This is a genomic window from Campylobacter concisus (assembly GCF_003048375.1).
Classification (GTDB): domain Bacteria; phylum Campylobacterota; class Campylobacteria; order Campylobacterales; family Campylobacteraceae; genus Campylobacter_A; species Campylobacter_A concisus_T.
Window position 1 is genome coordinate 1,631,076 of the sequence record NZ_CP021642.1, and the last position, 24,226, is coordinate 1,655,301.

Consider the following 24,226-nt stretch of genomic DNA (forward strand, 5'->3'; position numbering starts at 1 on the left):
TAAGGCTTAAAAAATGATGTAAATTTGAAGTTAGGTTAGTGAAGTGAGTGCTTAGAGTGCACTCACTTTTTTGGGGATTATAGGTCTGTTTGGACTTTATCGTCTATTTGAATATGGATAGTGTGCTGGTGTCCATCTACATCTACCTTATCTACGCTTGAGTAGCCCTTAAAGCCGCCAGCATCGTAGTTAGAGTCAGCAGTCCATTTGTGATCTAGATCAACTTTTGTAGTTGAGTTACCATGCTCATCAACAGCGCCTTTTATCTTAAGGATAGTGTTTAGACTATCAGTGATGTCAAAGATAGCTTTTGCATCAAATTTGATCTCAGAGTTGCCTTGAAGTTGGATATTTTCAAAGCTTTCAACTTTAGCATCAAGACCAGCCACATGACTAAAATCAACCGTTTGTCCATCAACTATTAAAGTATCACTCTTGTTATCGCCACCTTTCATAGTTGTGTGTTCATCATATTTAACCGTATAGTCTTCGGTCTCTATATGAAGTGTTTGCGTTGGAAGCTTAGTCTCTAATCCTTGTGAAGTTTTAAATGTTGCATCAACTTTTAGATCATAAGCTGATCTTGCGTTGATATCAAGTGATTGCTCAAATGCACCATTTGTTATATCTTCAGCTGATAGCGTATGTGTTTGTGTCTTAACTTGCGCATGGTTATCTGGATCAGTATACTCGATCTTTACTGTATCGCCAGCTCTTGCATCTTCGTTCAGATAAACTTTAATAGGCGTTGTGTCCTGATCTTTAGAATTTTCATAACCCTGTAATGTATTGTCCCTACTTGTATCCTCCGTAAATTGAATACCTCTTATGGCATCAACCTCAGCATGTGCTGTATCAGTTACTGGGTTTGTAGTATTTCCAAATTCATCAGTTAGAGTTACTTTTGCTACTGTATCTTTGCCAACTGCGATAGCTGCATCAAGCTCAAGAGGATGATCTGCAGAGACTTGGATATAGGTAGTAGTAGAGCCTACTACTTCTTTTAATGTTATATTGCCATTGGCATCTTTACTATCAACTTCATAATGTTTAGTTACTTGAGAGTTATCAGGATTTGTTATCTCAACATCTATCTTATCGCCTTTTATCACATTTCCAGGGATAGAAACTTTTACTTTTGAAGTATTACTACCTGACTCATCTCTTGAGATCACACCATCATCGTTTCTATCAGCAGCTATGCTTACGCTTAGTCCTGCCTCGCTTAGTGGAGCAAGTTGTGCTTTAGCTTCATGAGAAGTTGCAAACATATCGCCAGCAGCGTTTGTTATGGTTGCAGTTGCGCTAGTCTCTTTGCCTGGGAGCATTTTAACATCGCCAATCTCAATAGTATTGTTACGTAAAGGATGAGCGCCAGCCGCATCTACTAGTGATATATCACCATTAGGAGCTTTTGAAACAGTATAAGATAAAGTTCTAGATGCCATAGTACCATCAGCTTGTGGCTCATTGATAGTTACTGATACTTTATCTCCGCTTATAACATTATATGGCACTTGAACGCTTATAGTTGTTACTTTAACGCCATCAACAGATATAGACTCATCTCTATCTATCTTGCCATCTCTACTTGCATCATCTTCTCTAAATTCAACCTTTAAATTTGTAGCATCAAATGTTTCTAGCTTAGCTTCAGCCGTTTTTGTTACTCCATTTATTGTAGCTTCTACTTTAGCTGGATGATCTTTGTCTATATGAACATCAGGTATTTTTAGCTTATTATCTGCCCCAAGCGTGACAGGGGCATTAGTTACTGCGTCTTTTATAGTAACGTTTGTACCATCATTTGAAGCAACTTTATAAGTTTTAGGAGATCCTCCATCTACATTAACAGTTATAGTATCACCTACTTTTACACTTGTTGGTATCTGAAGCGTAGCTGAAGTTGTATTTAGATGTGTATCTGTCATAGCTTCTTTTCTATCTAGCACACCATTTCTATCTTCATCTTCATCGATAAGTAGTCTAAATCTTGTTCCAGAGCCGTTTCCTGTATCAAGGATGATATTGCTCTTTGTCTCTGATACATCGCCAGCAGCACCAGTTACTTTAGCAGTAATGATAGTCTCTTCGCCATTTTGTAAATTTGTTAGAGGATATTTAACTGCATTGCCATTTACTGTTAAAGGGGCGCCTCCATTATCATTTGTAACAGTAATAACACCATTACTATTTTTATGTATTGTATAATTTTCCGGAGAGAAGCTATTATTGCCTGTTTTGCTGTTTATTATAAGCTTGTCGCCATCAACAAAATTTGAAGGTAACTTGATAGTTGCCTCAGGAGTAGTAGTTCCAATTTCTGTACTACTTAAAATCCCGTCTTTATTACTATCTTCACCAAAAGTGATTTTCATATCATCGTGAAGTTTTTCAAGAGTGTTATGATTTTGTGCTTCAGCTTTTTTACCACCGCTTGCATCGGTAGTCTCTGCAGTTACGTTGATAGGCTTACCAGCTTCTATATGAACGCCTTTAATCTCAAACTCATTTTTATCATTTACGGTCACAGAAGTATGAGTAAAAGTATCTTCTAGCGTTATCTTACCATGATCATCCCTACCTGTAATCTTATAGGTTTTAGGTGAAGTGCCATTTATTGTTACAGTTACTATATCATTAGCTATAACATTATTTGGCACTTTTACTGCGATTGTAGTTTCGTCTAGTTTATTATCTCCATCTTTACTTTCACCTCTTGTCAAAGATACATTATGATCACCATCTTCTACAAATCTTACAGCCATATCATTTATGCCAGCTATCATAACACTACTTGAACTTTCGGCATGTTGGATGCTACCATCGCTATCTACTATTTCAGCTGTCACTTCGGTTTTTACACCAGTTGCTGTTTTGATATTAGGTATTTCAAAACTATTGCCATTTTTTATAGTTACATGGTCACTAGGATTATCATCATTTTTTATACCAACTAGCTTGCCAGTAGCATCTTTTTCAACAGTGTAATGTTTAGTATATTCATGAAATTTAGTAGTTCCATCTGGATTTTTTCCATCTGGTTCTTTTATAGTTACAGTTAGTTTATCTCCATTTACTGCATTTTTAGGAAGCTTAATGGTAACTGTCGTGCTATTAAGATCACCGTCGCTGATAGCTTGCTCTCTAGTCATAGTTTTAGCTCCATCAGCTTCACCAAAGATAACTTCAGGTTTTTTTACAAGCTCTAAGCTAGCTGATTTGCTATTTTCTTCAGTAGGTAAATACGGATTTGTTGGATGTGTTGGGTGCGTAACTTCAGCTTTTATCTTTGTATCTTTTCCATTCTCTAGCTCAAAACCATCTACTTTAATAGCCCATTGATTGGTGTCTTCTTTAAAGAAATTCTTATTTGAAGTATTATAACGACCAATAACACTACCTGCACTATCAACTTCATCTACGCTTTCTATAACACCTTTCTCATTCATGTGTATAGTGAAATTTCTATCATAAGTAGTTCCATCAGGTTTAGTTACATGGAGTGTAAGTTTATCGCCATCATCAATTCTATTTGGTAATGTGATTTTTGCGGTTGTGTGATTTACTTTTTGATCACCTAGATCTATCTCTACTCCATTATATGTGTCTTTATAATTATTAACACTCTCTTGCCTTGAAATTTCATGAAGAGTTTTTTGTTCTGGTAAATCCATATCCATCTTTATAGTTTGAGGCGTTACACTATCTGGAGCCGACTCTTCACTCTTTTGGTTGCCACTTTTATCAACAACATGAACGCTAGCTTCAGTCTTCACACCTGGGAATATAGGAAGCTCAATGCCAGTTACTTTGTGGTTTGTAATCATTTCATCAGTAAGTTTGATTGTCAAATCTTTTTTTGGTCCTGTAGGGTTCGAAGGATCAGTATAAGTTATAACGATCTTATCGCCAGCTACTAGATCTTTTGGAAGTGTTATATCTACTGGTGAAGTTCTAAAATTTCCATCTGTTCCTTTATTTTCTGCGTCTGTTAGAAAGCCATTGTTGTCACCATCTTCAGTAAATACTAAAGTCGGTCTTACATCTGGAGTAACCTTGTCAGTTGCTATATCGCTCTTCCAAGTGTTAGAATTTGAACTATCAGTAACATAAGCATCTACTTTTGAAATTTTACCCTCAGCAACTGGCATATCAGAGATGATTTTAGTAAAAGTATTATTTACTATGTCAGTAGCATTGATGGTTATAGGTGGTAAAGGTGTTACTGTACCATCTGGTTTTGTTAGAGTAACGTGAAGAATATCGCCAGGGATAACGTCTGTTGCAGTTATAGTTACTGGCGACTCATTTTGTTTACCATCATTTTTATTTTCTGTATATGTTAAAAATCCATCATCTGGGCTCTTATCTTCTGTAAATTCAACACTTACGCTAGATCTATTTGGAGTTACACTATCCTCACTGCTACCACTAACATGTCCTTGGAAATTTGTAATAGTAGCATCTACTGTTGAAACTTTGCCTGGTTTTATAGGTGCGTCAAGCGGATAGCCACTACTTATGATAGCTGGTGTTATAACTACGTTTGTTACAGTTTTATTGCCATCCGGGTCAGTTATAGTGACATTTAGCACATCGCCAGCTCTTACTGTACCGTCATTTGGCACTGTGATAAGAACTTTAGATGTATTTATATCTGTATCGTTTCCATGCTCAACTCTACTTAAGGTGCCGTCATTGTTAGTATCATTTACAAAAGTTACAAGCGGTGCACCTGGGATTATAGTATCGTCGCCATCATTGCCATCTCTGTAACCACCTACTGGGTTATCATATGAAGCAAAAGCTCTGTTTGTATCAGTTAAATTTCTATAAGTTTCATTGATATTTGAGTAGTGACCGCCCTCAGCAAATCTAGCTTCGCCAAGGCTAACACCATCTCCACCACCAGCAGCAGCGTTACCACCAGCAGCAGTCTCTTCAAGTTTTGTTAGATCACCGCCATTTAAAATAGCATTTTGCAAAGCACTTATATCAGCTAAGCCCTCAGCGCCTATCGTATTTGGATTTAAAGAAAGCGTGTCACTGCCTAGTACAGTTAGCTCTTTGCCGTTATTTGCAACAATAGTTACTTTGTCAGCTGCATCGCTAGTTTTGATACTCTCACCCATATAAACGATGTCGCCAACTTTTAGCTCTCTCTCGTTTCCGTTTTGATCAACTGCGACCGCCTTGCCACTTAGCGATTTTACTACACCCGCTTCTTTAGCCATAAAACTCTCCTTAATAATTTTTTCGGCGATTATATAATAAGAGTGAGGCTGGGGATATTAAGTAAAATTTGGGTAAATTTAAGTTTATTTTTAGTTATTTAATACTCTTTTAACGCACTTTAATATTTTTAAAATTCCCCCTAAAAAAGGCATTTTGTGTAACTTTTGTGTAAAAAATTTTAAAAAAAATTTTTATATGGTACATGTACCTTTCGTTTCATAAAAGCGTTATTCTAAACGCCTTAAGAAAGAGCATCTTTTAAGCTAACACGAAAATATTATGCGATTTTTAGCTACTTTTGCCAAAAAATTTTCTTGCCAAAACCTAGAGTGTTACTCGTAAATTTAACCTTTTCAAGGCTTATAGACCAAATTTTTGGATCCATCGCCTTTGCGTAAAAAAATCTTTTAAAGTAAATTTCTCGCTCAATTGTGCTAGCCTCTCTCATCGCTCCTTGAAACTGCACGCCCTCTATCTTGCCAACGATCTTTGTATCAAGAGCGACTGTGCCAGCAACGAGCTTTGAGTTTTTTAAAAATTTAACATGCGAGCTCTCATCGCAGCTAGCTAGTAAAAGACAAAAATTTACCTCATCAAAGGCGTAAAATGCGCTAAAAGCATAAGGCTGTCCCTCATCATCAATGGTACAAACACTTGCAAGATGCATCTTTTTTAAAAATTTAACTATCCTCTCATCCATCTAAATTCCCCTAAAAATGTCAAGAATGGTTTGAAATTTAAAGATGACTATGGCAATTATCAGCACCCAAAGCGTAAAAATAATGAGCTCTATTAAAGTAAATTTATCTTTTGCAACCTTTTTAAAAATGAGCATTGTTAAAAACGCCCCAAAAAAACCACCAATTAGCGAAAAATAGTGGATCGCATTTACTTTTACAAAGCTTGGCAAAAGCCCTTTAAAAAATAGTGTAAACATCAAAATGGCAAGCAAATTTGCAAGTATCAAGTAGTAGCCAACGACTGGCAAAACTGGGCAAAGCTTAGCAAAAACAAAGCTTAAAACAGTGATAAGCATCAGCAAAAATATCCTAGTCCCAAAACAACACATCGCCCGTCCTTTTTTGACGCATTTTACAAAATTTTGCTTTATGAAATTAAAAATTTGCCGATTTAGCCTCAAAAGGATTTAAAAATGCAAACAAATTTTTACTCTCAAGGAAGCTACAACAACATGAGCTTTTCGATGAAGACTAGCTCAGGCGATGAGATAAGCTTTTCGATGTATGACAACAAAAGTTTGGAGTTTTCTAGCCAAAAAAATGGCAGTTCAAGCCAAAGGAGCTTAACTCTCACGCACGAATACGGCTATGAGTTTGCCTATAAAGGCAACGGTATAGACGAGCAAGATATGAAAGAGATCGAAGAGGCGATGAAGCAAATTCGCCCACAGGTTGATGAGTTTATGAAAAATGTCAAAGAGGGCGACAAGATCGCAGGTAGCAGCCAAAGCATAAGCGAGCTTTCAAACAAGATCAAGCAGATGTTGCCTGACGCAAAAGATATGGATCATAAAAATTTCATAAATGATAATATGCTAAAGATGTTTGACGAACTTTTAGCTAAAAATGATGCTAATAAAAACCTACTAAGTGCGACAAAAAGGCTATTTGACACATTGCTTGATGAGAGCAAAAAAGTATCTTACTACGCATAAATTTAGAGCTTTTTGGCTCTAAATTTTAACCAGCGCCTCTCTTTGATAAAAGAGGTGCGACAAGACTATCACAAAATAAAGCTGAAAAAATAATCCCACAAGCGGCACAAGCGAGATCAGATAAAATAAAAGTGTAAAAGCTATAAATTTAACCCCACCGCCTTCAAGCAACGCTAGCTCAAATTTATCGCTATCAAGCGTGTTTGAGCCGACGTCTATTAGTAAAAGCTTATAGTAGATGTAAAAAAACGGCACGTTGATGATGAAGAAATTTACAAATGGCACAAACAAAAGTGGCAAGCAAACGAGTAAGATCCCAAGAAATTTCACGATCTCAACCATCATCACCTTTAGCACTCTAGCCGTGCTAGCCTCGCTTTTAAGCACGTAGTTGTAGTGCCTTTTGTTTATCTCTTTGGCTACAACTGGCGTTAAAAAGCCAGCTACGATTAGAGCTATCACGATGCTAATGATGATCGTTAAAAATGTGCTTAAGACGTAAAAAAGTATGCTAACTATCCACTTTGTAGCGCTAAAGCTTAAAATTTTAATAGCTATAAAAGATAGCGTCGAGTTTGACTCTAAAAAGGCGAAATTTTCGTTTTTAGCGCCATCGCTTAAAAGGTCAAATATCTCGCCGCCTCCCCAGATCGTAAGCCACGCAAGGCTTGCGATGCTAAGAAAAAGCGGCAATATAGATAGCGTTATAAATTTGGCTGTAAAAAAGTCTTTAAAGCCAAGGCGAAGAAGATTTATCATTTTACCTTTTTGTACTCACGCTCAAGTGCGGCGTAAATTTCATCTATCTTACTAACGCCATTTGATAAAATTTCGCTCATCACTTCGTTATCTTCACGTCCGTTCCAAATTTTCTTATAGCTTCCCTCTTTGTAGCCGTTATTTTGGCGGAAGCGATTTAGCACGTTTTTAGCGATGTAGCACTCATAAAGCGAGTATAAATTTACGCCACATTTTAAAGACATTGAGAAATAAATTTTAAAGATATCAAAGATATCATAGTCAAAGCCGCTGCACTCATGTATGAGCATCTCAACGTCGTTCATGATCTCATAAATGCTCTCATCTTCAACTTTTAATGGCTCTTTGCAATAGTCGCTAAAGCCGCTTGACTGGCAGATATCCTCAGCCAAAGTCTCAACATCGCCAAGCTGTTTTGCCTTGTAAATTTGTAGCGCTAGGCTCATTATAAAGTGCCAGATATCGACAACCTCGATGCGTAAATTTTGTTCATCAGTCTTGGCATCTATGCTCTTCCAGTGCTTCCACGCAAAGCTGTCAATGAGCTCAGCGCACTCCATATATATGCAACGCCTCCAGCTTATGAGTTTATTTTTATTTGTATAGCCATTTTCCCAACCAAGCCCGTTTGTCTCGTCATTTAGGCTTTGTTGCATCTTTAACATCTCTAAAACAATAGTTCTTTCATCCATTTTTAAACCTTTTAAATTTTAAATGATTATAACAAAAAACAATTAATGCTCAAGCGACAAGCTTGACCTAAATCATCTTAATGCAAGCTTACAAGATGTAAAATCACCCAAAATTTCAAAGGAGAAAAGATGAGAGAGAAAGATCTAGTAGTTTGCAACGTTTGCGGACTAAAAAGCAGCGATGATAAAAATGCAGTTTTCATCCACGCTCACAAAAACGGCGAAGAGGTCGATATCTGCACAAGCTGTATCCCAAGTGTGATACATGGCTCAGGCATGGTCGTAAAATCAAACGAAGAGATAAAGGCTGAAATTTAAATATCAGCCACCATGTGAGAATTCTGCCTTAAAGAATTCTCAAACTCCTCCGCACTCATCGGACGAGATAAGAAATATCCTTGCATTTCATTACAATTAAGCTCTTTTAAAAGCTCTTTTATCTCGTGGCTTTCCACGCCTTTTGCTGTCACTTTTAGCTTCATTGATTTTGCTATATTTATGATAGCAGCGACTACTTGCATATCTTTTTTGTTGATCACTGACTGAGCAACAAAGTCATTTGCTATCTTTATGCGATCGATCTTATACTTTCTGATATAGACAAACGACGTATATCCAGATCCAAAGTCATCTATACAAACATCTATGCTATTTTTCTCCAAAAGTGAGAAAATTTTATCAAGCGTCTCTTGGTCGTTTTTCCATATATCTTCGCTAAATTCAAGCTCAAACTGCTTTGGATTTAGGTGGTGCGAGTTTAAAGTTAGCATAAATTCATTTACAAATTTTTCAGATGTGCTTTGAATTTGCGCTACGTTTATGCTTATTTTTGGCACTTTTAGCTTTTTGTTTTGCCATCTTACGGCTTGTTCTACTGTTTTTGAGACAGAAAGCGTGCAGATGTCGTTTAAGATGTCGCTATTTAAGCTAGCTATATCCATAAACTCGCCAGCTTCTTTTTGTCCATACTCTTTTGACTGCCATCTAAGTAGCGCTTCTACGCAGATGATCTTTAAATTTTTAATGTCATAAATCGGCTGAAAATATACCTCAAAGTCCTCTTGTAAATTTGCTTTTTTAAGAGCTATCTCTATGTTTGAGCTTTGTTGTATTTCGCTATCTATCTCATTATTATAAACCATCGGGTTTTTGGCTGGATTTTGCTTAGCGTAGTACATCGCCATATCAGCTTTTTTGATGATATTTCTAGGATCGCTGATGTTATCTCTTGTGACAACGTGGATACCAACGACACTCTTGATCGCAAAGTGATACTTATCTATTTGCAAAGGTTTTTCTATCGTATCTCTTAGCTCCATACCAAGTTTCATGCGTTTAGTGTGGCTATTTTCTTCCATTTTTGAAAGCACGATGAACTCATCAGCGCCGATCCTTGCGGTAACCTCTTGTCTGTTGCACGCTTCACGTATGCGCTTTGCTATCGCTTTTAAAATTTTATCGCCAACCTCATGTCCGTAAGAGGTATTTATATTTTTAAAGCGACTTATATTTATATAATAAACTGCGATCTCTTGCTTCTCGCCCAAAACGCTACACATACCTTTAAGTTCATTTAGCAATGAGTCTCTGTTGCCAAGAGAGGTTAGATAGTCTTTTTCAGATACGCCCTCTAAACTTAAATTTATCATCTCAAGTTCGTTTGTCTTTAGGTGCTTCTCTTTGTTTTTAGCATCATGTAAATTTTGCTCTGCGTTATATATCTCTTCGCTTTGATCAAGCACCTTCATAAAATAGCTAATGACCGCTCCAGCTACAATAACAAAAATTATAAGTAGATCGACATAAGATGAGAGGTTGGCTTTTATAAGTATTAGTGCAGCTGAGATGATAGGTACGAGCTTAGATGTTGTTTTTATGCCAACATCTGCTGCGCTTATACGCTTGTTGTCGCCCCTTAAGTAAAAAGCTCCAAGCATCAAGAGGAAAAATGGCACAAGGTAGATAGAGTGCAGAGTAAAGTCATGCCCTTTGTTTATAAGCTCATTATAAAAAACATATAAATTTAACAGCGTAAAAATCGCACTTGCTATTATCAAAAAAAAGCCGCTATGTCTAATGTAAAGATGGTTGCTATTAAAAATTTCACTAAGAGCGATGAATAAAATAGATAAATTTACAAAAATAGCAATGCTAGCAGCAAGCTCACTAGGGCTTTTAGGATGGATCAATATATCAAAATCGCCCATATCACCAACAATACAATAAGCAAGCGTGAAAACTAGCAAAAGAACGTTAAAGCTATCGGCTAGAACTAGGATCTTTTTATCGCTAGCTATAAATTTGACCACAAAAAATATACCAACAGCGGCCAATAGTAAAAACATAGGGAGCAGATCAAAAAAATCAAGATAAGAAATTTGCTCTTTGCTTCTTAAAAGAAAGTCTTCATTGACGCTTCTAATGGCATCAATAATCGTCCAAAGAAAGACCCCAAAGCATGCAGCAAGCCAGTGCATAGCTTTAAGCTTTGATCTGTTCATAGAGATGTAGATACCAAGAACTACAAGACCAAAGCCAAAAAATATCAACAAATTTTCAAAAATTTTATAGTTTAAGATGCCGGCAAACTGAGAAAATATAAAAAGAGCTATAACGGCATAGAAAATTTGTTTTTGTCTTACGATAAGTGACGAATTTGACGTAAAAAAAATGTTTCTCTCCATTGTTTATTCTGTTTAAAACCTTATTTTTAGTTATAATTTTGCAAATTTTTCTTTAAGGTTTATTATGAAATGTAATATCGTCTTATCTGGAGAAAATTTAATAGACTACCAAGCATTTAATCTATTTTTCTCAAAAAAGGCTAGAAAACAGTATTTTATAAATGTTTTTATGATTTTTACGGAGGCTATTATAGCTGGATTTGTCGCTGATATGCTTTTAAAAACCAAAATTTTTACTATTATCGGCGTCATTTTTGCTATTTTTTGGATCATTTTTTATCCAATTTTTTTAAAAAATAGACGAAAATCGGTGCTAAAAAGCTTAGAAATTTCAGACTTTAAAAAAGAGATGATCTTTGAAATAGATGAGAAAAATTTAGCATTTTACGAAAATGAGCCAAAAGAAAATGAAATCTTTGACATAAAAGATGTAAGTGAAATTTACGAGCTTAAAAATATCTTTATCATCTTTATAAATGAAAAAATCCATCTAGTCTTGCCAAAAAATAAAGAGACCTCAGAACTAGTAAAAGCGCTTATAAAAGAGAGCAAAAAAGAGCTACTACTTTTTGAAAATTTAGATTACAAAAGCGTTATGGGCTAAGCTTGTAAATTTACAAGCTTAGATGTGATCAAGTGTGCTTCTTATAAGCTCTTCAAAGTCTTTAGCGTTCATCGGCTTGCCCCAGAAATAACCTTGTATCTCATCGCAGCCTAGCTCTCTTAAAATTTCAAGCTGAGTTTCATCCTCAACACCCTCAGCGATCGTCTTTAGCTCGATATTTTTAGCTAGAGTTATAACGCTTTTTACAACGTCTCTATCGATCTCGTTTATAGCGATGTTATCGACTAGCTCTTTTGCGATCTTTAACCTATCTAGCGGATACTTTTTGATGTAGTTCATCGATGAAAAGCCAGTGCCAAAGTCATCGATCGAGATGCTCATGCCTTTATCTGAAAATTTCTTTAAGACTGTTTGCATGATCTCTTCGGCATTGACGAGGCTTGCCTCTGTAAGCTCGATATCAACGCACTTTGGATCCATGCCAAATTCTTCAACATAGCCAAAGATGTCCGATGCAAAATTTACATTATCAACCTGTTTTGGCGAGATGTTGATGCCAACTTTTAGGCTGATGCCATACTTTTTGTTCCAGTAGCTCATCTGCCTTATGGCCTCTTTTGCCACCCATATTCCTATTGTATTTATGATAGAGCTTTGCTCTGCTACTGGGATAAATTTAGCCGGACTTACAAAGCCTTTTACTGGAGAGTTCCACCTTATAAGAGCTTCAGCGCCTATTATCTTTTTGCCGTTTAGTAGATACTGCGGCTGGAAATTTAGGCTAAATTCCTCATCAAAATTCATAGAATTTAGCAAAATTTCTATGTAGTTTTTCTCCTGAATGATCTCTTTTATATCATCATAAAAGACATATTTTGTATTGACATCTCTTTTGGCTGCATCAAGTGCGGCTCCAGCTTGCATGATGAGATCATCAGCTAAAATTTCGCTTGTTTGCGTTGAGCTAACGCCAACCTTTGCTCCAAGAGCTATCTTATAGTCGCCAACTGAGATTTGCTCGGCTATGATGTTTAGCAGATAGTATAAAAATTCTCTATAATGCCCCTCATTTTTTTGCTTTAAAACTATCATAAAGTCATCACCGCCAAACCTTGAGATGATAGCACCCTCTGGCAAGATAGCTTTGATATTTTTAGAAAGTTTTAAAAGCACCTCATCGCCTACGTAGTGGCCGTATGAGTCATTTATAGCCTTAAAGTGGTTGATATCGATGCTGTAAATATCTATCTTTTCACCAAGCGCTTTAGTCTTTATCATCTCTGATAATTTGCTTAAAAATGACTGTCTATTTAAAAGTCCAGTGAGTGAGTCAAATTCGCTAAGCTGCCTTAAGCGCTCGTTTTTCTCTTCAAGCTCTCTTAAACTATCTTGGATCTCTTCATCTAGTTTAGCGATGATATGCCTTTCAGATCTAGCTAGATCCCTCATAGCAACTGTGCTTGAGATACTGTAAATTAGCGCTGCATAGGCTAGCAAAACCATAAGTAGAAAAACTATCCATACAGAGTAAATTTTATCGGTATTAGCAGCTCCCAAAAAAAGTAAAGAGATGAAAAGCAAGGTGACAAATTTATATATAAGCGCTCTTGTATAGTCTTTTCTGTAGCTTCTTATCTTGATATTTGCCTCGTTTTCTTTTAGGTGCAAGCAAGCTACAAATATAATAAAAAACGCAACTTTAAAGAAAAACTTGTAATGAACATTTGTGCCACCGTATGCCAAAAAGGCCTTTGATGAGTAGTATGCGTCGCAAATGCAAATGATAAGCAAGGCTGATAGATATAAAAGTAGGCTAACTCTTTTATAGCTAAAAATTGGTTTTTTTGATACAAAATTTAGTGAAAATGCGACAACAAAGACAAAGCAAAAGATAAAAATATCCATTATGATGTATGAAAGGTTAATCACGAATTCTTTATTAAGCACTACTGCTAGACTTCTATCAAAAATTACAAACCAAAAAAAACTAACCGTAATAAGCATCAAAGCAAGCGCATCTACCACAACTTGCTGCCATATCACTCTTTTTAAAATTCTTGCAAAAAAAGCAATAGCAGATACAAGAAACATAAAAAATGGGATCAAATATAAAATTTGCATAAGATCCGTGCGGGAGATGTTTCCTTGCATAAGAAGCGATCTATCATAAAGCAATAATCTATCATAAAGCAATAAAAGGATATCAGCCAGCGCCCAGCTCGCGATAGCTAAAAATATATAAGTCCAGTATGAGTTTAAATCTCTACTACTTTTTAAGAAAAAGAACAAAAACAAGGCGATCACTACATCAGTGCCTACTGATATAGCTGTCAGATAAAACTGATCTCCCAGATAAATAGCAAAAAAATAAGCAATAATCAGGGCAAATATAAATAAAAATGAGCCGTTGTGATAATTTGTTATCCTATCAAGCACGGCCACTCTCCGCTTCCTGGGCTAGCTTTTGCCACCTTTGCCACTCGCCGCTATCATCGACGTCGTTGCCGATAGCCTCGTACCTAGCGTAGAAATGCTCAACAAATTTCTTGCACTCTTCATCTTTTGGCAGATAGCTTGGCTCATCTTTTTGGCAAAATTTCTCCAAAAACATGCTCGCATCAGCTTTTTTGGCGTATGTTTGCGCTAGATCGAAGTAGTTTTGTAAGCAAATTTCTTTAAATTTAGCGTAGGCTTGCTCGCTCATATCAACACTTAGTTTGCCATCAAATTTAAGCACTCCAGCCCTAAAAAGCAGGCTAAGATGTATGAGCCCCTCGCAGTAATAAGCCCTAACTTCATCGACCTTTCGCCACGCTATAAGCCCAACCGCACGGGCTATTAGCTCATGAAAGACGGCCATTTTATACTCCGCCTCTTCGTGCAAAAAGAAATTTACTAGCCCACCAGTCGTCGCCTTGTACTCTTCTATAAATTTAAAGACGCCACTTTTATTCATGCTCATCTCCGTATCAAGTCCGATAAAGAGGATGTGCCCAAACTCATGGCCGATCGTTGAAATTTCATATACTTTTTTCCAAATTTTTGGCTTTAAAAATAAAATTTCCCTACCAAAATCCAAAAATTCCTTGCTAAAAATTTCAGCTCCAAGCTTCATAAAAGGCTTTGCTTTTGCGCCCTCATAGACGTGATTTACAAAGGCAAAAATTTTCTTGCCACATTTTGCGCTCACACTCTCGTCATTTGGCACGACTTGAGCGCTAAAAAGCCCGTTTAGCTCCGCTGCGTAATAGATCATCGGCACGCTTATATAAAGCTGCGTTCTAGCGATATTTTCGCTAACTGCCTTGTTTGTCGCGGCGTTATCAAATTTGATCTCTTCGCAAACGCTTTTGTAAGTTTTTGTCACCTTTTCTTTAAATTTAAGCTCGTCAATGCCCTCGCTATCAACCAGCCTGATGTCCCACTCAAGTGCGACTGCGTGCGTGTAGGCATCCTCGTAGTACTCCAGAGGATGGCCTGGCTGAAGCGCGCCTTTTACATCCATCCACGCTATCTCAGCCTCTTGCCAAGCGTTTATAACTTTTGCATTGTCCTCTTCGCAAAAGGCAATTTGTAGCTTTTCAAGGTATTTTACATAAGATTTTTGCTCGTCATTTTGAGCTAAATTTCTTAAAATTTCAAGATTTTTTATAAATACTTTTTTAAGCTCTCTAACCTCATCTTTAAAGGCAAGCGCGTAAGGTAAAAAGCTAAATTTCTCGCCCTCTTTGCAAACTGCGCCATACGTTCTATCAGCCCTTACGCCATTACTATCACACTGAAATAAGCCGTTTTTAGTGATAAACTCATTTGCCTCGCCTAAATCTTTAAATTTAGCTTCAAACTCTTTATTTGTGGTATCTATTATCTTTTCTTGCCATGAAATTTGCCACGCATTTAGACTAAGCCCAAGCTCATGCATAGCCTCAACAAAGGCTTGAGAAAACGGGTCTAAAATTTGCTCATCACGTGCCTTTTTTATAAGCTTGGAGTGTAAATTTTCATATAAATTTCTAACGTAGCCGTAGATCAAATTTAGCACGCGTTTTTGCTCGTCCTCGCCTAAATTTAGCTTTTTTAGCTCATTTTGAAGTGGATCAACTTTAAGATCAACTATCCTTCTAGCAAGGGCTAGCTTTTGGCTCGGCGTGCCAGCAAGGCCGCAAATTTTCACAGCCTCATTTATAAGCTCGTTGTCTAAATTTTTATAAATAGCGTTTAGCTTGGATTTTTGCTCTTTTGTAAGTTCATTTAGTCTTTTAAAATCATTCATCTTTTCATCCCTTAAAGTTGCAGGATTTTAGCATAAAGCCATTAAAATTTGCTACAATTTACCAAAAATTTAAAATCTAAAAGGCAAAAAATGGACATTTTAAAGGACTTTGGCGAGCCACGCATCAAACAAGTGATGCTACCAAAAGATACAAACTCAGCTGGCAATATCTTTGGCGGCTGGATAATGAGCCAGATCGACCTTGCAGGTGCTCAGGCTGCTAGAGAAATTTCGCCTGAGCGAGTTGTGACGATCTCTATGAAAGAGATCATATTTAAACAACCAGTCTTTGTTGGCGACGTGCTAAGCTGCTACGCAAAGATCATCGCAGTTGGCAAAACATCGATAACAACGCAGATAGAAGTGACTGCACTTAGGTTAAATGACGGCGGTTTTAGAGAGACTATACACGTCACAAGTGCGACTGCGACCTATGTTAGTGTGACAAAAGACGGACACAAAAAACCAATAGATGAGAAGATAAAAGAGCTGCACGGCTTTTAAAATTTGGTTGCGATTTATGCAGCCAAACCCTTAAATTTATCACTATTTTTAAAAGAATTTGAAAAAAATTGACTTCAAAAAAGAGAAATTTCAACTTATTTAAATGCTTTATAAAGTAAAATCAGCCCTTACACTTTTTTGGGAGAAAGATGAAAAAATCACGCTTAGGGCTTTTACAAACGCATATTTTAGATATCTTAACACAAGATGAGCTGGAGAAATTTGAGTTTAAAGAGCTGCCAAAAACAAGCACGATCTACACCGAAGATATCGAGATAATTATCCTAAAAAATGGCTCAGCAAAGCTCTCATTTTTTGAAGATGGCGAGGAATTTATCCTTTATCATTTAGAAAAAAATAACATCGCCATACTAGATGATAACTGCGCCTTTGAAGTGCTTGAAGATGCCCAAATTTACGTCATTAGACTGGATAAAATAGGTGAAATTTTGCACAATCAAAAAGCTGCAAGCGAGATCCTAACAACCACGCTAAACACCATCATCGTGCAGCGCCAGATCACAAAGTCGATACTCTTTGAGGACGCAAAGGGCAGGATCGCAAATTTCTTGATCGAGCTTGCAAACGAGCAAGATCTAAAACAAAATGGCTATCGATACGTGTTTTTGCCGTTTTCTCTAAAAGTGCTCTCAAGCTTTGTTGGTCTCAAGCGCCAAAGCGCCTCAACAGCCTTTAATGAGCTTATCAAAGACGACATCATCAGAAAGATCACACCGCACGAATTTCTCATCATCGACCACGAAAAACTTGAAAGTTATACGAATTAAAAAGCTTTTACGCCCTATCTTTAAATTTAGCTAGCCTATCTCGAAGCTCTTTTGAAAGTGTGAATTGCGAAAGCTCATATCTGTCAAAAATGACGATCATATCATCGCCAAGTGCCTGCACTAAGCCAAAACACGCATCTCTATCCAGGCGATTTTTTCTAAATTTAACACTTAACGCATCGACCTTTTTCTTATCGCCAAAGCTCTTAATGGCGATCTCATCGATATCTTTGAAGAAAAATTTGATATTTTTTGAGCCTTTTTTTATGACAAATCCATCATCATCTATCTCAAAAAAGTTGTTTTGCAAGATCTTTCTCACGCAAAAAAAGGTTGAAATGGCGCCAACGATGACACCAAAAAGAGACGGCGTGCCAAGATCAAGATAAAAATAGCCAACGATGCTAAAGACAAAGAGTCCAAGCCCAAAGGCTAACGCCCAAAAAACATCTTTTTTACTCTCTTTGGTTATCATTTTTGCCCTTTTTATGCCAAAAGTCCAGCGCCATTTATCGCTTGGCTACGCTCTTTGGCGTAAATTCTCTCGCCATTTATCACGTCGTATTTCCAGATCGGCGCATTTGCTTTAAAGTCCTCGACAAACTCGTTTATAAGCCTTAGCGCGACCTTTCTTTGAGGGCTAACAACTCCAGCTACATAAGAGCTCGTATGCACCGCCACGTCGCCTTTTGAGTGAGCAAAGAGCACGTAGGCATTTTCTTTTTTGGCTCGCTCCTGCCAAGCATCTAGCCATTTTTTAAGGATCGGCTCATAGATATCGAAGCTAAGCGCCGAAATTCCGCCCTCTTCTCTTACTATGCCCACAAAAGTGATGAGCGCGCCGCAGTTTTTATCTTTAAATTTATCATACCACTCATTTGTGATGCTTTGAACGTCCAAGCTTCCATTATAAATTTGCATCTTAGCCTCCACAAACTGGCGGCAATATAGAAATTTTATCGCCTGATTTAAGAGCGAAATTTATATCGCTTACGATCTCGTCATTTACAGCCACAGCGCAGATATTTAGCCACTTTTTAAGCTCTTCTTTCTCGCTTAAAGCCGCTTTTACCTCGCCTAAATTTTTTGCTTCTACTTTTATACTCTCAAGCCCGATAGGCCCAAGAAATTCGATCTCTACCACATTTTATCCTTTGAAATTTTTGCTGATTTTACTTAAAAATAAATTTAGATATACTTATTTGAAAATTTGCAAAAGAGAAAGAAAATGAACGAAATTTTAAAAAGCATAAAAACCCCAGCCTACGTCTGCGAAGAGGCCAAAGTACGTAAAAATTTAGAGCTTTTAAAGCATGTAAAAGAGCAAAGCGGAGCTAAAATTTTAGTAGCGCTCAAAGGCTTTGCATTTAGCGGAGTGATGGACTTGGTGGGCTCTTATCTTGACGGTGCGACTTGCAGTGGGCTTCATGAGGCCAAATTTGCGAGCGAATACGTAAAAGGCGAGATCCACACGTATAGCCCAGCCTTTAAAGATGAGGATTTTGATGAAATTTTAAAAATTTCAAAGCACATCACATTTAACTCTTTTGCGCAGTGGCAAAAATTTAAAGACATTGCCCTGCAAAACGGCATCATCTGCGGCCTAAGGGTCAATCCAGAGGTCTCGCTAGCGCCAACTGATAGCTACAACCCATGCGGTAAATTTAGCAGGCTTGGCATCACAAGGGCAAATTTTAAGCCAGAGCTTCTTGATGGCATCACTGGGCTTCATTTTCACGCGCTTTGCGAGGAGAGTGCTAGCAGCTTGCAGACCGTGCTGGAGGCGTTTGAAGAGAAATTTGGTGAGTTTATACCAAAGATGAAGTGGATAAATATGGGCGGCGGTCACCACATCACGAGGGCTGATTACGACGTGGAGCTGCTTATAAAGATAATTAGGCGCTTTCGCGAAAAATACGGCGTAGAGGTCTATCTGGAGCCAGGCGAAGCGGTGGGCTGGCAGACTGGCTTTTTGATAAGCAGCGTGCTTGACATCGTGCACAACGAGAAAAATATCGCCATCCTTGACACCTCAGCCGAGGCGCACATGCCAGATACCGTACTCATGCCTTACCGCCCAGCCGTTAGAGGCGAGAGTGAAAATGGCAAATTTGCTTATAGATTTGGTGGCAATACCTGCCTAGCTGGCGATATAGTAGGGCTTGAAGCGGGCAATGCGGAGTATAAATTTGATAGTGAGCTTAAAATTGGCGACCGCGTCATCTTTGAAGATCAAATTCACTACACCATCGTGAAAAATACGACATTTAACGGCATAAAACTGCCTGATCTGCTACTTTTAAAAGAAAATGGCAAGATAAAGATGGTTAGAGAGCTAGACTACGAAGAGTATAGGCGCAGAAACTAGGCTAAAATCTATTTTTAAAGGTAAATTTGGCTTTTAAATTTAGGTCAAATTTATCTGGCTTGCAAAATTCGAAAAAAACTTGAACTGCTTAAATTTAAAAATTTATCTTGAAGCTATTTTCGTTTTCAAAATTTAAACTTATTAAATTTGGCAAAATTAAAGCCAGACTGCGAACTGATTTAAATTTATTATCTACAAAATTTATCTTAATACTTTTGCTAAAGCTATCTTAGCTTGTTATCTTTTTTAAAATTTAGTAGATTTCTGGCTTTATCAAAAGGTCACAAGCTATTTTAAATTTAATACCCATAAATTTTGGCAAATTTATCTATCTTTGAGCTTTTTTGCCAGTTGTATTCAGTCTCGTTTGCGATCTTTTGGGCTAGCTCCTTGCCAAAATGATCACTTATAAAGCCAAGCGCCATATCCATACCAGCAGCCACGCCTGAAGCTGTGTAAAATTTACCTGCCCTCACCCACCTAGCGCGCTCTTGCCATTTTACTGCCTCGCCGCAACTTTTTACCCACTCAAGCGATCTTTTATTTGAAGTAGCCTTTAGTCCGTCAAGCTCTCCCGTGCGAGCGATTAGCGCTGAGCCAGTGCATACGCTTAGGCAAATTTGAGATGCCAAAACGCACTCTTTAAGTCTTGAGATAAACTCACTATCATTCACAAGCGTCCTTGTGCCCTGACCTCCAGGGAGTAGCAAAACGCTCTCTTTTGGCATCTTGCTAAGCTTTTTGGTCTTTATAAAAAAGCCTTGCTTGCTTCTTTTCATCCCGCCATCAAACGAGACGTAGCTTATCTTCATTTCAGGCACCCTTGCCAAAAACTCCACTGGCCCCATGAGATCAAGCGTCTCGTACTCATCAAATATAAGGCAAAAAAGATGCATAGTGCGGTCCTTTTTCGGCTAAAATTTGGCTTTATTTTAGCTAAATTTTCAGATCAAAAACGATAAAAATTAACAAAACTTAAATGTTTTTTATAAAATTTTTAGTAATCTTTTTTGCTAAGGTTTGCTTGTGATTAGCTCTGATATAATAGCCGCAAAACGGCATAGCTGTGTGATTTTAGCATATTTAACCAAAGCTTAAATCATTTAAGCTTTAGCAAATAAAGGAATAAAATGACGAGAATTCTTACTCTACTTTTTACATTGTCTGTTGCGGCAATGGCCATTGAGGGACCAACTGGCGTCAATCAATATGACAGCACCATTTGGGCAGCACAGAGGATAGAAAATATCAAGCCTTATGAGCATGGCTGGGGCCCGATATTTACTTTTATACAAGGCAACGACTACTTCGCGATAGCTGCACTTTCTATCATTTTAGCTGTTATCGGCGCGTTCGTGCTACACTTCTTGATCATCGGACCAAAACACTTTAGTCATGAGGGCAAAAAAGTATTTGCATTTTCACTAATCGAACGCATAGCTCACGGTTTAGCTGCGATCTCTTGGATCATCTTAGTACCAACTGGTATCATCATCATGTGGGGCGCAGAGCTAGGTGGTGGCACATTTGTGCGTTTCTGTAGATACTTGCACGATATAGCGACTATTATATTTGCTATTTCTGTGCTTCCTATGTTATTTGCTTGGACTATCAGAATGCTTCCAGCTGTTTATGATATCAGATGGATGATGATAGTTGGTGGTTATCTATCAAAGAAGAAAAGACCAGTCCCAGCTGGTAAATTTAACGCAGGACAAAAAGCATGGTACTGGATCGCTATCCCTGGTGGTATCGTGATGATCATCACTGGTGCTATCATGTACTTCATGGATTTTAAAGAGCCAGCAGTTGCTAGTTGGTTTGGTATCCAACAAATCGATCTTTTAAGATATAGCGTAGTTATCCACAACTGCCTTGGCATCGTCTGTGCGGTATTTTTCCTAGTTCATATCTATATGGCTGCGATCGCTATACATGGCGCTATCTGGTCGATGATCACTGGATACAAAGAAGAAGAAGAGGTCTATGTACTTCACCACTACTGGTATCAAGAGCTTGTTAAGAAAAACAAGATCCCAGTATCTGACTACGAAAAATCTTACACAAATTTAAAATAATTAATCTTGACCTTGCGACTTACGCAGGGTCAAACTCTCTTTTATAGCAAATTTCACAGCACAAATCCTTTTAAAAAATTAATATTTTTTAGCTATAATCCAAAATCAGTTTCAAGGTTTGAAATACTAATCACAAAGGAAAAACAATGACAAGAACAATTGATTGTAGAAATTTAGAGTGCCCAAAACCAGTCATCATGACTAAAAACGCACTAGAGGGCTTAAACGAGGGCGAAAGCTTAGAGATCATCGTAAATGCTTTGGCGCCAAAAGAGAATATCTCGAGATTTTTGAAAAATCAAAATATAGAATTTAGCCTAGAAAGCAATGGTAATGAGACTAAAATTTTAGCCATCAAGGGCAAAAGCGCACTTGAGCTTACAAATTTTGACGAATTTGTCTGCGACATAACACCAAAAAATGAAAAAGTGCTCTATCTAAACGAAGAGCGCGCAGGTAGCGGCGAAGTTGGCATAAATTTGCTATCAAAATTCCTAGGCGCACTTCTTCAAGTAGAGAAAAAACCAAAGATAATCATCTGCGTAAATAACGCCGTTAAGATGACGACAAACCGCTCACATCCAAGCTTTAAGCCACTTAAAGATCTTGAAGCTGCTGGCGTTCAAATTTTAAGCTGCGGAAGCTGCTTGGAGGCTTATAAACTAGTAAGCGATCTTGCAGTTGGCGAAATTTCAAACGCTTATGAGATCATCGACATACTCTCAACTCACGAGCAAATCAAACTATGATCTATCACGACAAAAAGCTTACGCAGTTCGTTAAAGCCGCTGGTTGAGCTGCTAAGCTTGACCCGTCGGGTCTTCACAAAACGATTAGTAGTTTAAATTTATCTCATCCAAACCTGCTCTCAAGCATCGGCTCAAACGAAGATGCGAGCGTTTTCAAGCTCTCAGATGATCTAGCACTCGTTCAGACGCTTGACTTTATCACGCCAGTAGTCAATGACCCATTTATCTACGGTCAGATCGCTGCTGCAAATAGCCTAAGCGACGTCTTTGCAATGGGTGGCGAGGTGATAAACGCCCTAAATATCGTGGGCTTTGATAGCTGCAACCTTGCACCTGAAATTTTAGGTGAAATTTTGCAAGGTGGAGCCGATAAAGTAAGAGAGTGTGGCGGCGTCATCGTTGGCGGACACACGATAGAGACGCAGCAGATGTATTATGGACTAAGCGCGACTGGCAAGGTGAGCCCACAAAATTTCTGGGCAAACAACACAGCAGAAGTTGGTAACGTTTTGATCCTTACAAAGCCTCTTGGCAGTGGCATCCTAAGCACAGCGATCAAGGCTGATCTACTGAGCATGGAGCAAATAAATGAGGTCGCAGGCATCATGGCTCAGCTAAATTTCTATGCTCTAAAAGCACTAAGTGGCATCAAAGTTTATGCGGCTACCGATGTGACTGGATTTGGATTTTTAGGGCATTTAAGCGAGATGTTAAACGATAAGATCAGCTTTAACGTCTTTGAAAAAGATGTGCCAGTGATCGCAAGCGCGAAAGAATTTGCCGACATGGGCATCATCCCAGAGGGAAGCTACAAAAACCGCGAATTTGCAAAGCATTTTGTGAGCAAAGAGGCTGATATCGTGCTTTTTGATGCGCAAACTTCTGGCGGACTTTTGCTAGCTGTTAGCGAGAACGACGCGAGCTTAGCTCTATCACGCCTAAAAGAGGCTGGCTATGAGCACTCAGCCATCATCGCAGAGGCGATACAAAAAGGCGAGTTTGATATATTTTTAAACTAACTCTAGGCTAAATTTAGCCTAGTTTTCATGCACTAGATGATAAAATTTCTAAATTTCTTTTAATTTACCTAGTCGCTTTATAATGTCAAGAAATTTAACAAAGGAGATATGATGAACTATCTTGAAATTTTAAAATTTCGTCACGCTTGCAAAATTTTTGATGAGAGCAAAAAGATAGGCGCTGGCGAATTTGACTTTATCTTGGAGGCTGGCAGGCTAAGCCCAAGCTCAACTGGGCTTGAGCAGTGGGACTTTTTGGTCGTGCAAAACAAAGAGCTTAGAGAGAAGATAAAAGCTGTTTCGTGGAACCAAGTGCAAATCACCTCTTGCTCGCATTTAGTTGTCATTTTAGCAAAGATCAAAGAGATAAAATTTGGCAGCAACTACGTTGATAAAATGATCGCTAGAAGGGCTGATAAAGACCCTGAAGCTATCGCTGCAAGGCAGAAATTTTATCACGACTTTTTGCTATCAAATTTCAAAAATGACGATGAGCTAACATTTCAGTGGTCACACGAGCAGTGCATGATAGCTGCGACAAATATGATGAACGCAGCCGCAAGCCTTGGCATAGATAGCTGCCCTATCGAAGGCTTTGACAGACACGCTTTAAATGAAATTTTAGGCCTTGATGAGAGCGAAAAAAGAGTGGCTATCATAGTGCCATTTGGCTACCGCCTAAATCCACAACCTGAAAAACTACGCAGACAAAGAGCCGAAGTAGTTACTTGGATCTACTAACTCACGGGGCAAAACGCCCTGTGATCTCTTTAAATTTAAACAAAAAGGCATTTTATAAGCTAAAAAAAGTAAATTTGCGTTAAAATCATGGCT

Annotated in this window: 22 protein-coding genes; 10 read left to right on the forward strand and 12 right to left on the reverse strand. The window is 37.9% G+C overall.

All coding sequences use genetic code 11. The annotated features are described in order from the left end of the window. Positions 1-77: 77 nt before the first annotated feature. From CCS77_RS08140 to CCS77_RS08150, 3 genes are all read right to left on the reverse strand, one after another. Positions 78-5,237 carry a retention module-containing protein gene (locus tag CCS77_RS08140; protein WP_107917096.1) on the reverse strand — a complete coding sequence of 1,720 codons (5,160 nt, stop codon included), beginning with the start codon at positions 5,235-5,237 and terminating at the stop codon, positions 78-80. Positions 5,238-5,530: 293 nt separating this feature from the next. Beyond that, positions 5,531-5,938 carry a pyridoxamine 5'-phosphate oxidase family protein gene (locus CCS77_RS08145; RefSeq protein ID WP_021088967.1) on the reverse strand — a complete coding sequence of 136 codons (408 nt, stop codon included), beginning with the start codon at positions 5,936-5,938 and terminating at the stop codon, positions 5,531-5,533. After that, complete coding sequence (locus CCS77_RS08150; protein ID WP_236635263.1) at positions 5,939-6,307, reverse strand: L-arabinose ABC transporter; 369 nt, start codon at positions 6,305-6,307, stop codon at positions 5,939-5,941. 84 nt (positions 6,308-6,391) lie between these two features. Here CCS77_RS08150 and CCS77_RS08155 point away from each other — a divergent pair, with 84 nt between their 5' ends. Next, entirely contained in the window at positions 6,392-6,913 is a 522-nt protein-coding gene (locus tag CCS77_RS08155; protein ID WP_103643865.1) for an ATP/GTP-binding protein, read from the forward strand. 18 nt (positions 6,914-6,931) lie between these two features. Here the strand turns inward: CCS77_RS08155 and CCS77_RS08160 are convergent, their stop codons facing one another. Together CCS77_RS08160 and dut are read right to left on the reverse strand one after the other, a co-directional pair. After that, entirely contained in the window at positions 6,932-7,672 is a 741-nt protein-coding gene (locus tag CCS77_RS08160; RefSeq protein ID WP_107917097.1) for an EI24 domain-containing protein, read from the reverse strand. Beyond that, positions 7,669-8,364, reverse strand: a complete 696-nt coding sequence (dut, locus tag CCS77_RS08165; protein WP_103598002.1) for a dUTPase — start codon at positions 8,362-8,364, stop codon at positions 7,669-7,671. Before dut ends, CCS77_RS08160 begins: the two co-directional genes overlap by 4 nt. 129 nt (positions 8,365-8,493) lie before the next feature. Here dut and CCS77_RS08170 point away from each other — a divergent pair, with 129 nt between their 5' ends. Beyond that, positions 8,494-8,682 (forward strand): hypothetical protein, encoded by a 189-nt coding sequence (locus tag CCS77_RS08170; protein ID WP_002940779.1) that lies wholly within the window; start codon positions 8,494-8,496, stop codon positions 8,680-8,682. Here the strand turns inward: CCS77_RS08170 and CCS77_RS08175 are convergent. Further along, entirely contained in the window at positions 8,679-11,048 is a 2,370-nt protein-coding gene (locus tag CCS77_RS08175; RefSeq protein ID WP_107917098.1) for an EAL domain-containing protein, read from the reverse strand. The two genes, CCS77_RS08170 and CCS77_RS08175, sit on opposite strands and share 4 nt — an antisense overlap. A gap of 64 nt (positions 11,049-11,112) precedes the next feature. Between CCS77_RS08175 and CCS77_RS08180 the strand changes: the two genes are divergently transcribed. Further along, on the forward strand, positions 11,113-11,652 hold the full coding sequence (locus CCS77_RS08180) for a hypothetical protein (RefSeq protein ID WP_107917099.1): 540 nt from the start codon (positions 11,113-11,115) through the stop codon (positions 11,650-11,652). Between the two features lie 18 nt (positions 11,653-11,670). On the opposite strand, the gene CCS77_RS08185 is transcribed toward CCS77_RS08180, so the two are convergent. Both CCS77_RS08185 and ciaB read right to left on the reverse strand, forming a co-directional pair. Continuing rightward, positions 11,671-14,049, reverse strand: coding sequence for a putative bifunctional diguanylate cyclase/phosphodiesterase (locus CCS77_RS08185; protein ID WP_107917320.1), 2,379 nt, complete (start codon positions 14,047-14,049; stop codon positions 11,671-11,673). After that, complete coding sequence (ciaB, locus tag CCS77_RS08190) at positions 14,042-15,886, reverse strand: invasion protein CiaB (protein ID WP_107917100.1); 1,845 nt, start codon at positions 15,884-15,886, stop codon at positions 14,042-14,044. Before ciaB ends, CCS77_RS08185 begins: the two co-directional genes overlap by 8 nt. Before the next feature lie 90 nt (positions 15,887-15,976). Between ciaB and CCS77_RS08195 the strand changes: the two genes are divergently transcribed. Both CCS77_RS08195 and CCS77_RS08200 read left to right on the forward strand, forming a co-directional pair. Further along, positions 15,977-16,390 (forward strand): acyl-CoA thioesterase, encoded by a 414-nt coding sequence (locus CCS77_RS08195; RefSeq protein WP_009295346.1) that lies wholly within the window; start codon positions 15,977-15,979, stop codon positions 16,388-16,390. 149 nt (positions 16,391-16,539) lie between these two features. Then, positions 16,540-17,178, forward strand: a complete 639-nt coding sequence (locus tag CCS77_RS08200; RefSeq protein ID WP_103602851.1) for a Crp/Fnr family transcriptional regulator — start codon at positions 16,540-16,542, stop codon at positions 17,176-17,178. Between the two features lie 7 nt (positions 17,179-17,185). Here the strand turns inward: CCS77_RS08200 and CCS77_RS08205 are convergent, their stop codons facing one another. Genes CCS77_RS08205 through CCS77_RS08215 form a run of 3 tightly spaced genes read right to left on the reverse strand, consistent with a single transcriptional unit; the run spans position 17,186 to position 18,322 of the window. Beyond that, entirely contained in the window at positions 17,186-17,653 is a 468-nt protein-coding gene (locus CCS77_RS08205; protein ID WP_103572354.1) for a molybdate transport repressor, read from the reverse strand. Between the two features lie 11 nt (positions 17,654-17,664). Continuing rightward, positions 17,665-18,099 (reverse strand): molybdopterin synthase catalytic subunit, encoded by a 435-nt coding sequence (locus CCS77_RS08210; protein WP_021092055.1) that lies wholly within the window; start codon positions 18,097-18,099, stop codon positions 17,665-17,667. 1 nt (position 18,100) lies between these two features. Continuing rightward, positions 18,101-18,322 (reverse strand): MoaD/ThiS family protein, encoded by a 222-nt coding sequence (locus tag CCS77_RS08215; RefSeq protein ID WP_002941462.1) that lies wholly within the window; start codon positions 18,320-18,322, stop codon positions 18,101-18,103. Positions 18,323-18,406: 84 nt separating this feature from the next. On the opposite strand from CCS77_RS08215, the gene nspC reads away from it, so the two are divergent. Continuing rightward, a complete protein-coding gene (nspC, locus tag CCS77_RS08220) occupies positions 18,407-19,546 on the forward strand; it encodes a carboxynorspermidine decarboxylase (RefSeq protein WP_107917101.1) in 1,140 nt (379 codons plus the stop codon). A gap of 299 nt (positions 19,547-19,845) precedes the next feature. Here nspC and CCS77_RS08225 read toward each other — a convergent pair whose 3' ends face one another. Then, a complete protein-coding gene (locus CCS77_RS08225) occupies positions 19,846-20,442 on the reverse strand; it encodes a DJ-1/PfpI family protein (protein WP_107917102.1) in 597 nt (198 codons plus the stop codon). A gap of 234 nt (positions 20,443-20,676) precedes the next feature. Here CCS77_RS08225 and CCS77_RS08230 point away from each other — a divergent pair, with 234 nt between their 5' ends. The 4 genes from CCS77_RS08230 (at position 20,677) to CCS77_RS08245 (ending at position 24,133) form a co-directional block, all read left to right on the forward strand. Continuing rightward, positions 20,677-21,624, forward strand: coding sequence for a formate dehydrogenase subunit gamma (locus CCS77_RS08230; RefSeq protein WP_107917103.1), 948 nt, complete (start codon positions 20,677-20,679; stop codon positions 21,622-21,624). 146 nt (positions 21,625-21,770) lie between these two features. Beyond that, positions 21,771-22,373, forward strand: a complete 603-nt coding sequence (yedF, locus tag CCS77_RS08235) for a sulfurtransferase-like selenium metabolism protein YedF (protein ID WP_012140414.1) — start codon at positions 21,771-21,773, stop codon at positions 22,371-22,373. Then, entirely contained in the window at positions 22,370-23,392 is a 1,023-nt protein-coding gene (gene selD, locus CCS77_RS08240) for a selenide, water dikinase SelD (RefSeq protein WP_201741711.1), read from the forward strand. The genes yedF and selD overlap by 4 nt, the downstream gene beginning before the upstream one ends. Before the next feature lie 111 nt (positions 23,393-23,503). Then, positions 23,504-24,133, forward strand: a complete 630-nt coding sequence (locus CCS77_RS08245) for an NAD(P)H-dependent oxidoreductase (protein ID WP_107917104.1) — start codon at positions 23,504-23,506, stop codon at positions 24,131-24,133. Positions 24,134-24,226: the final 93 nt, after the last annotated feature.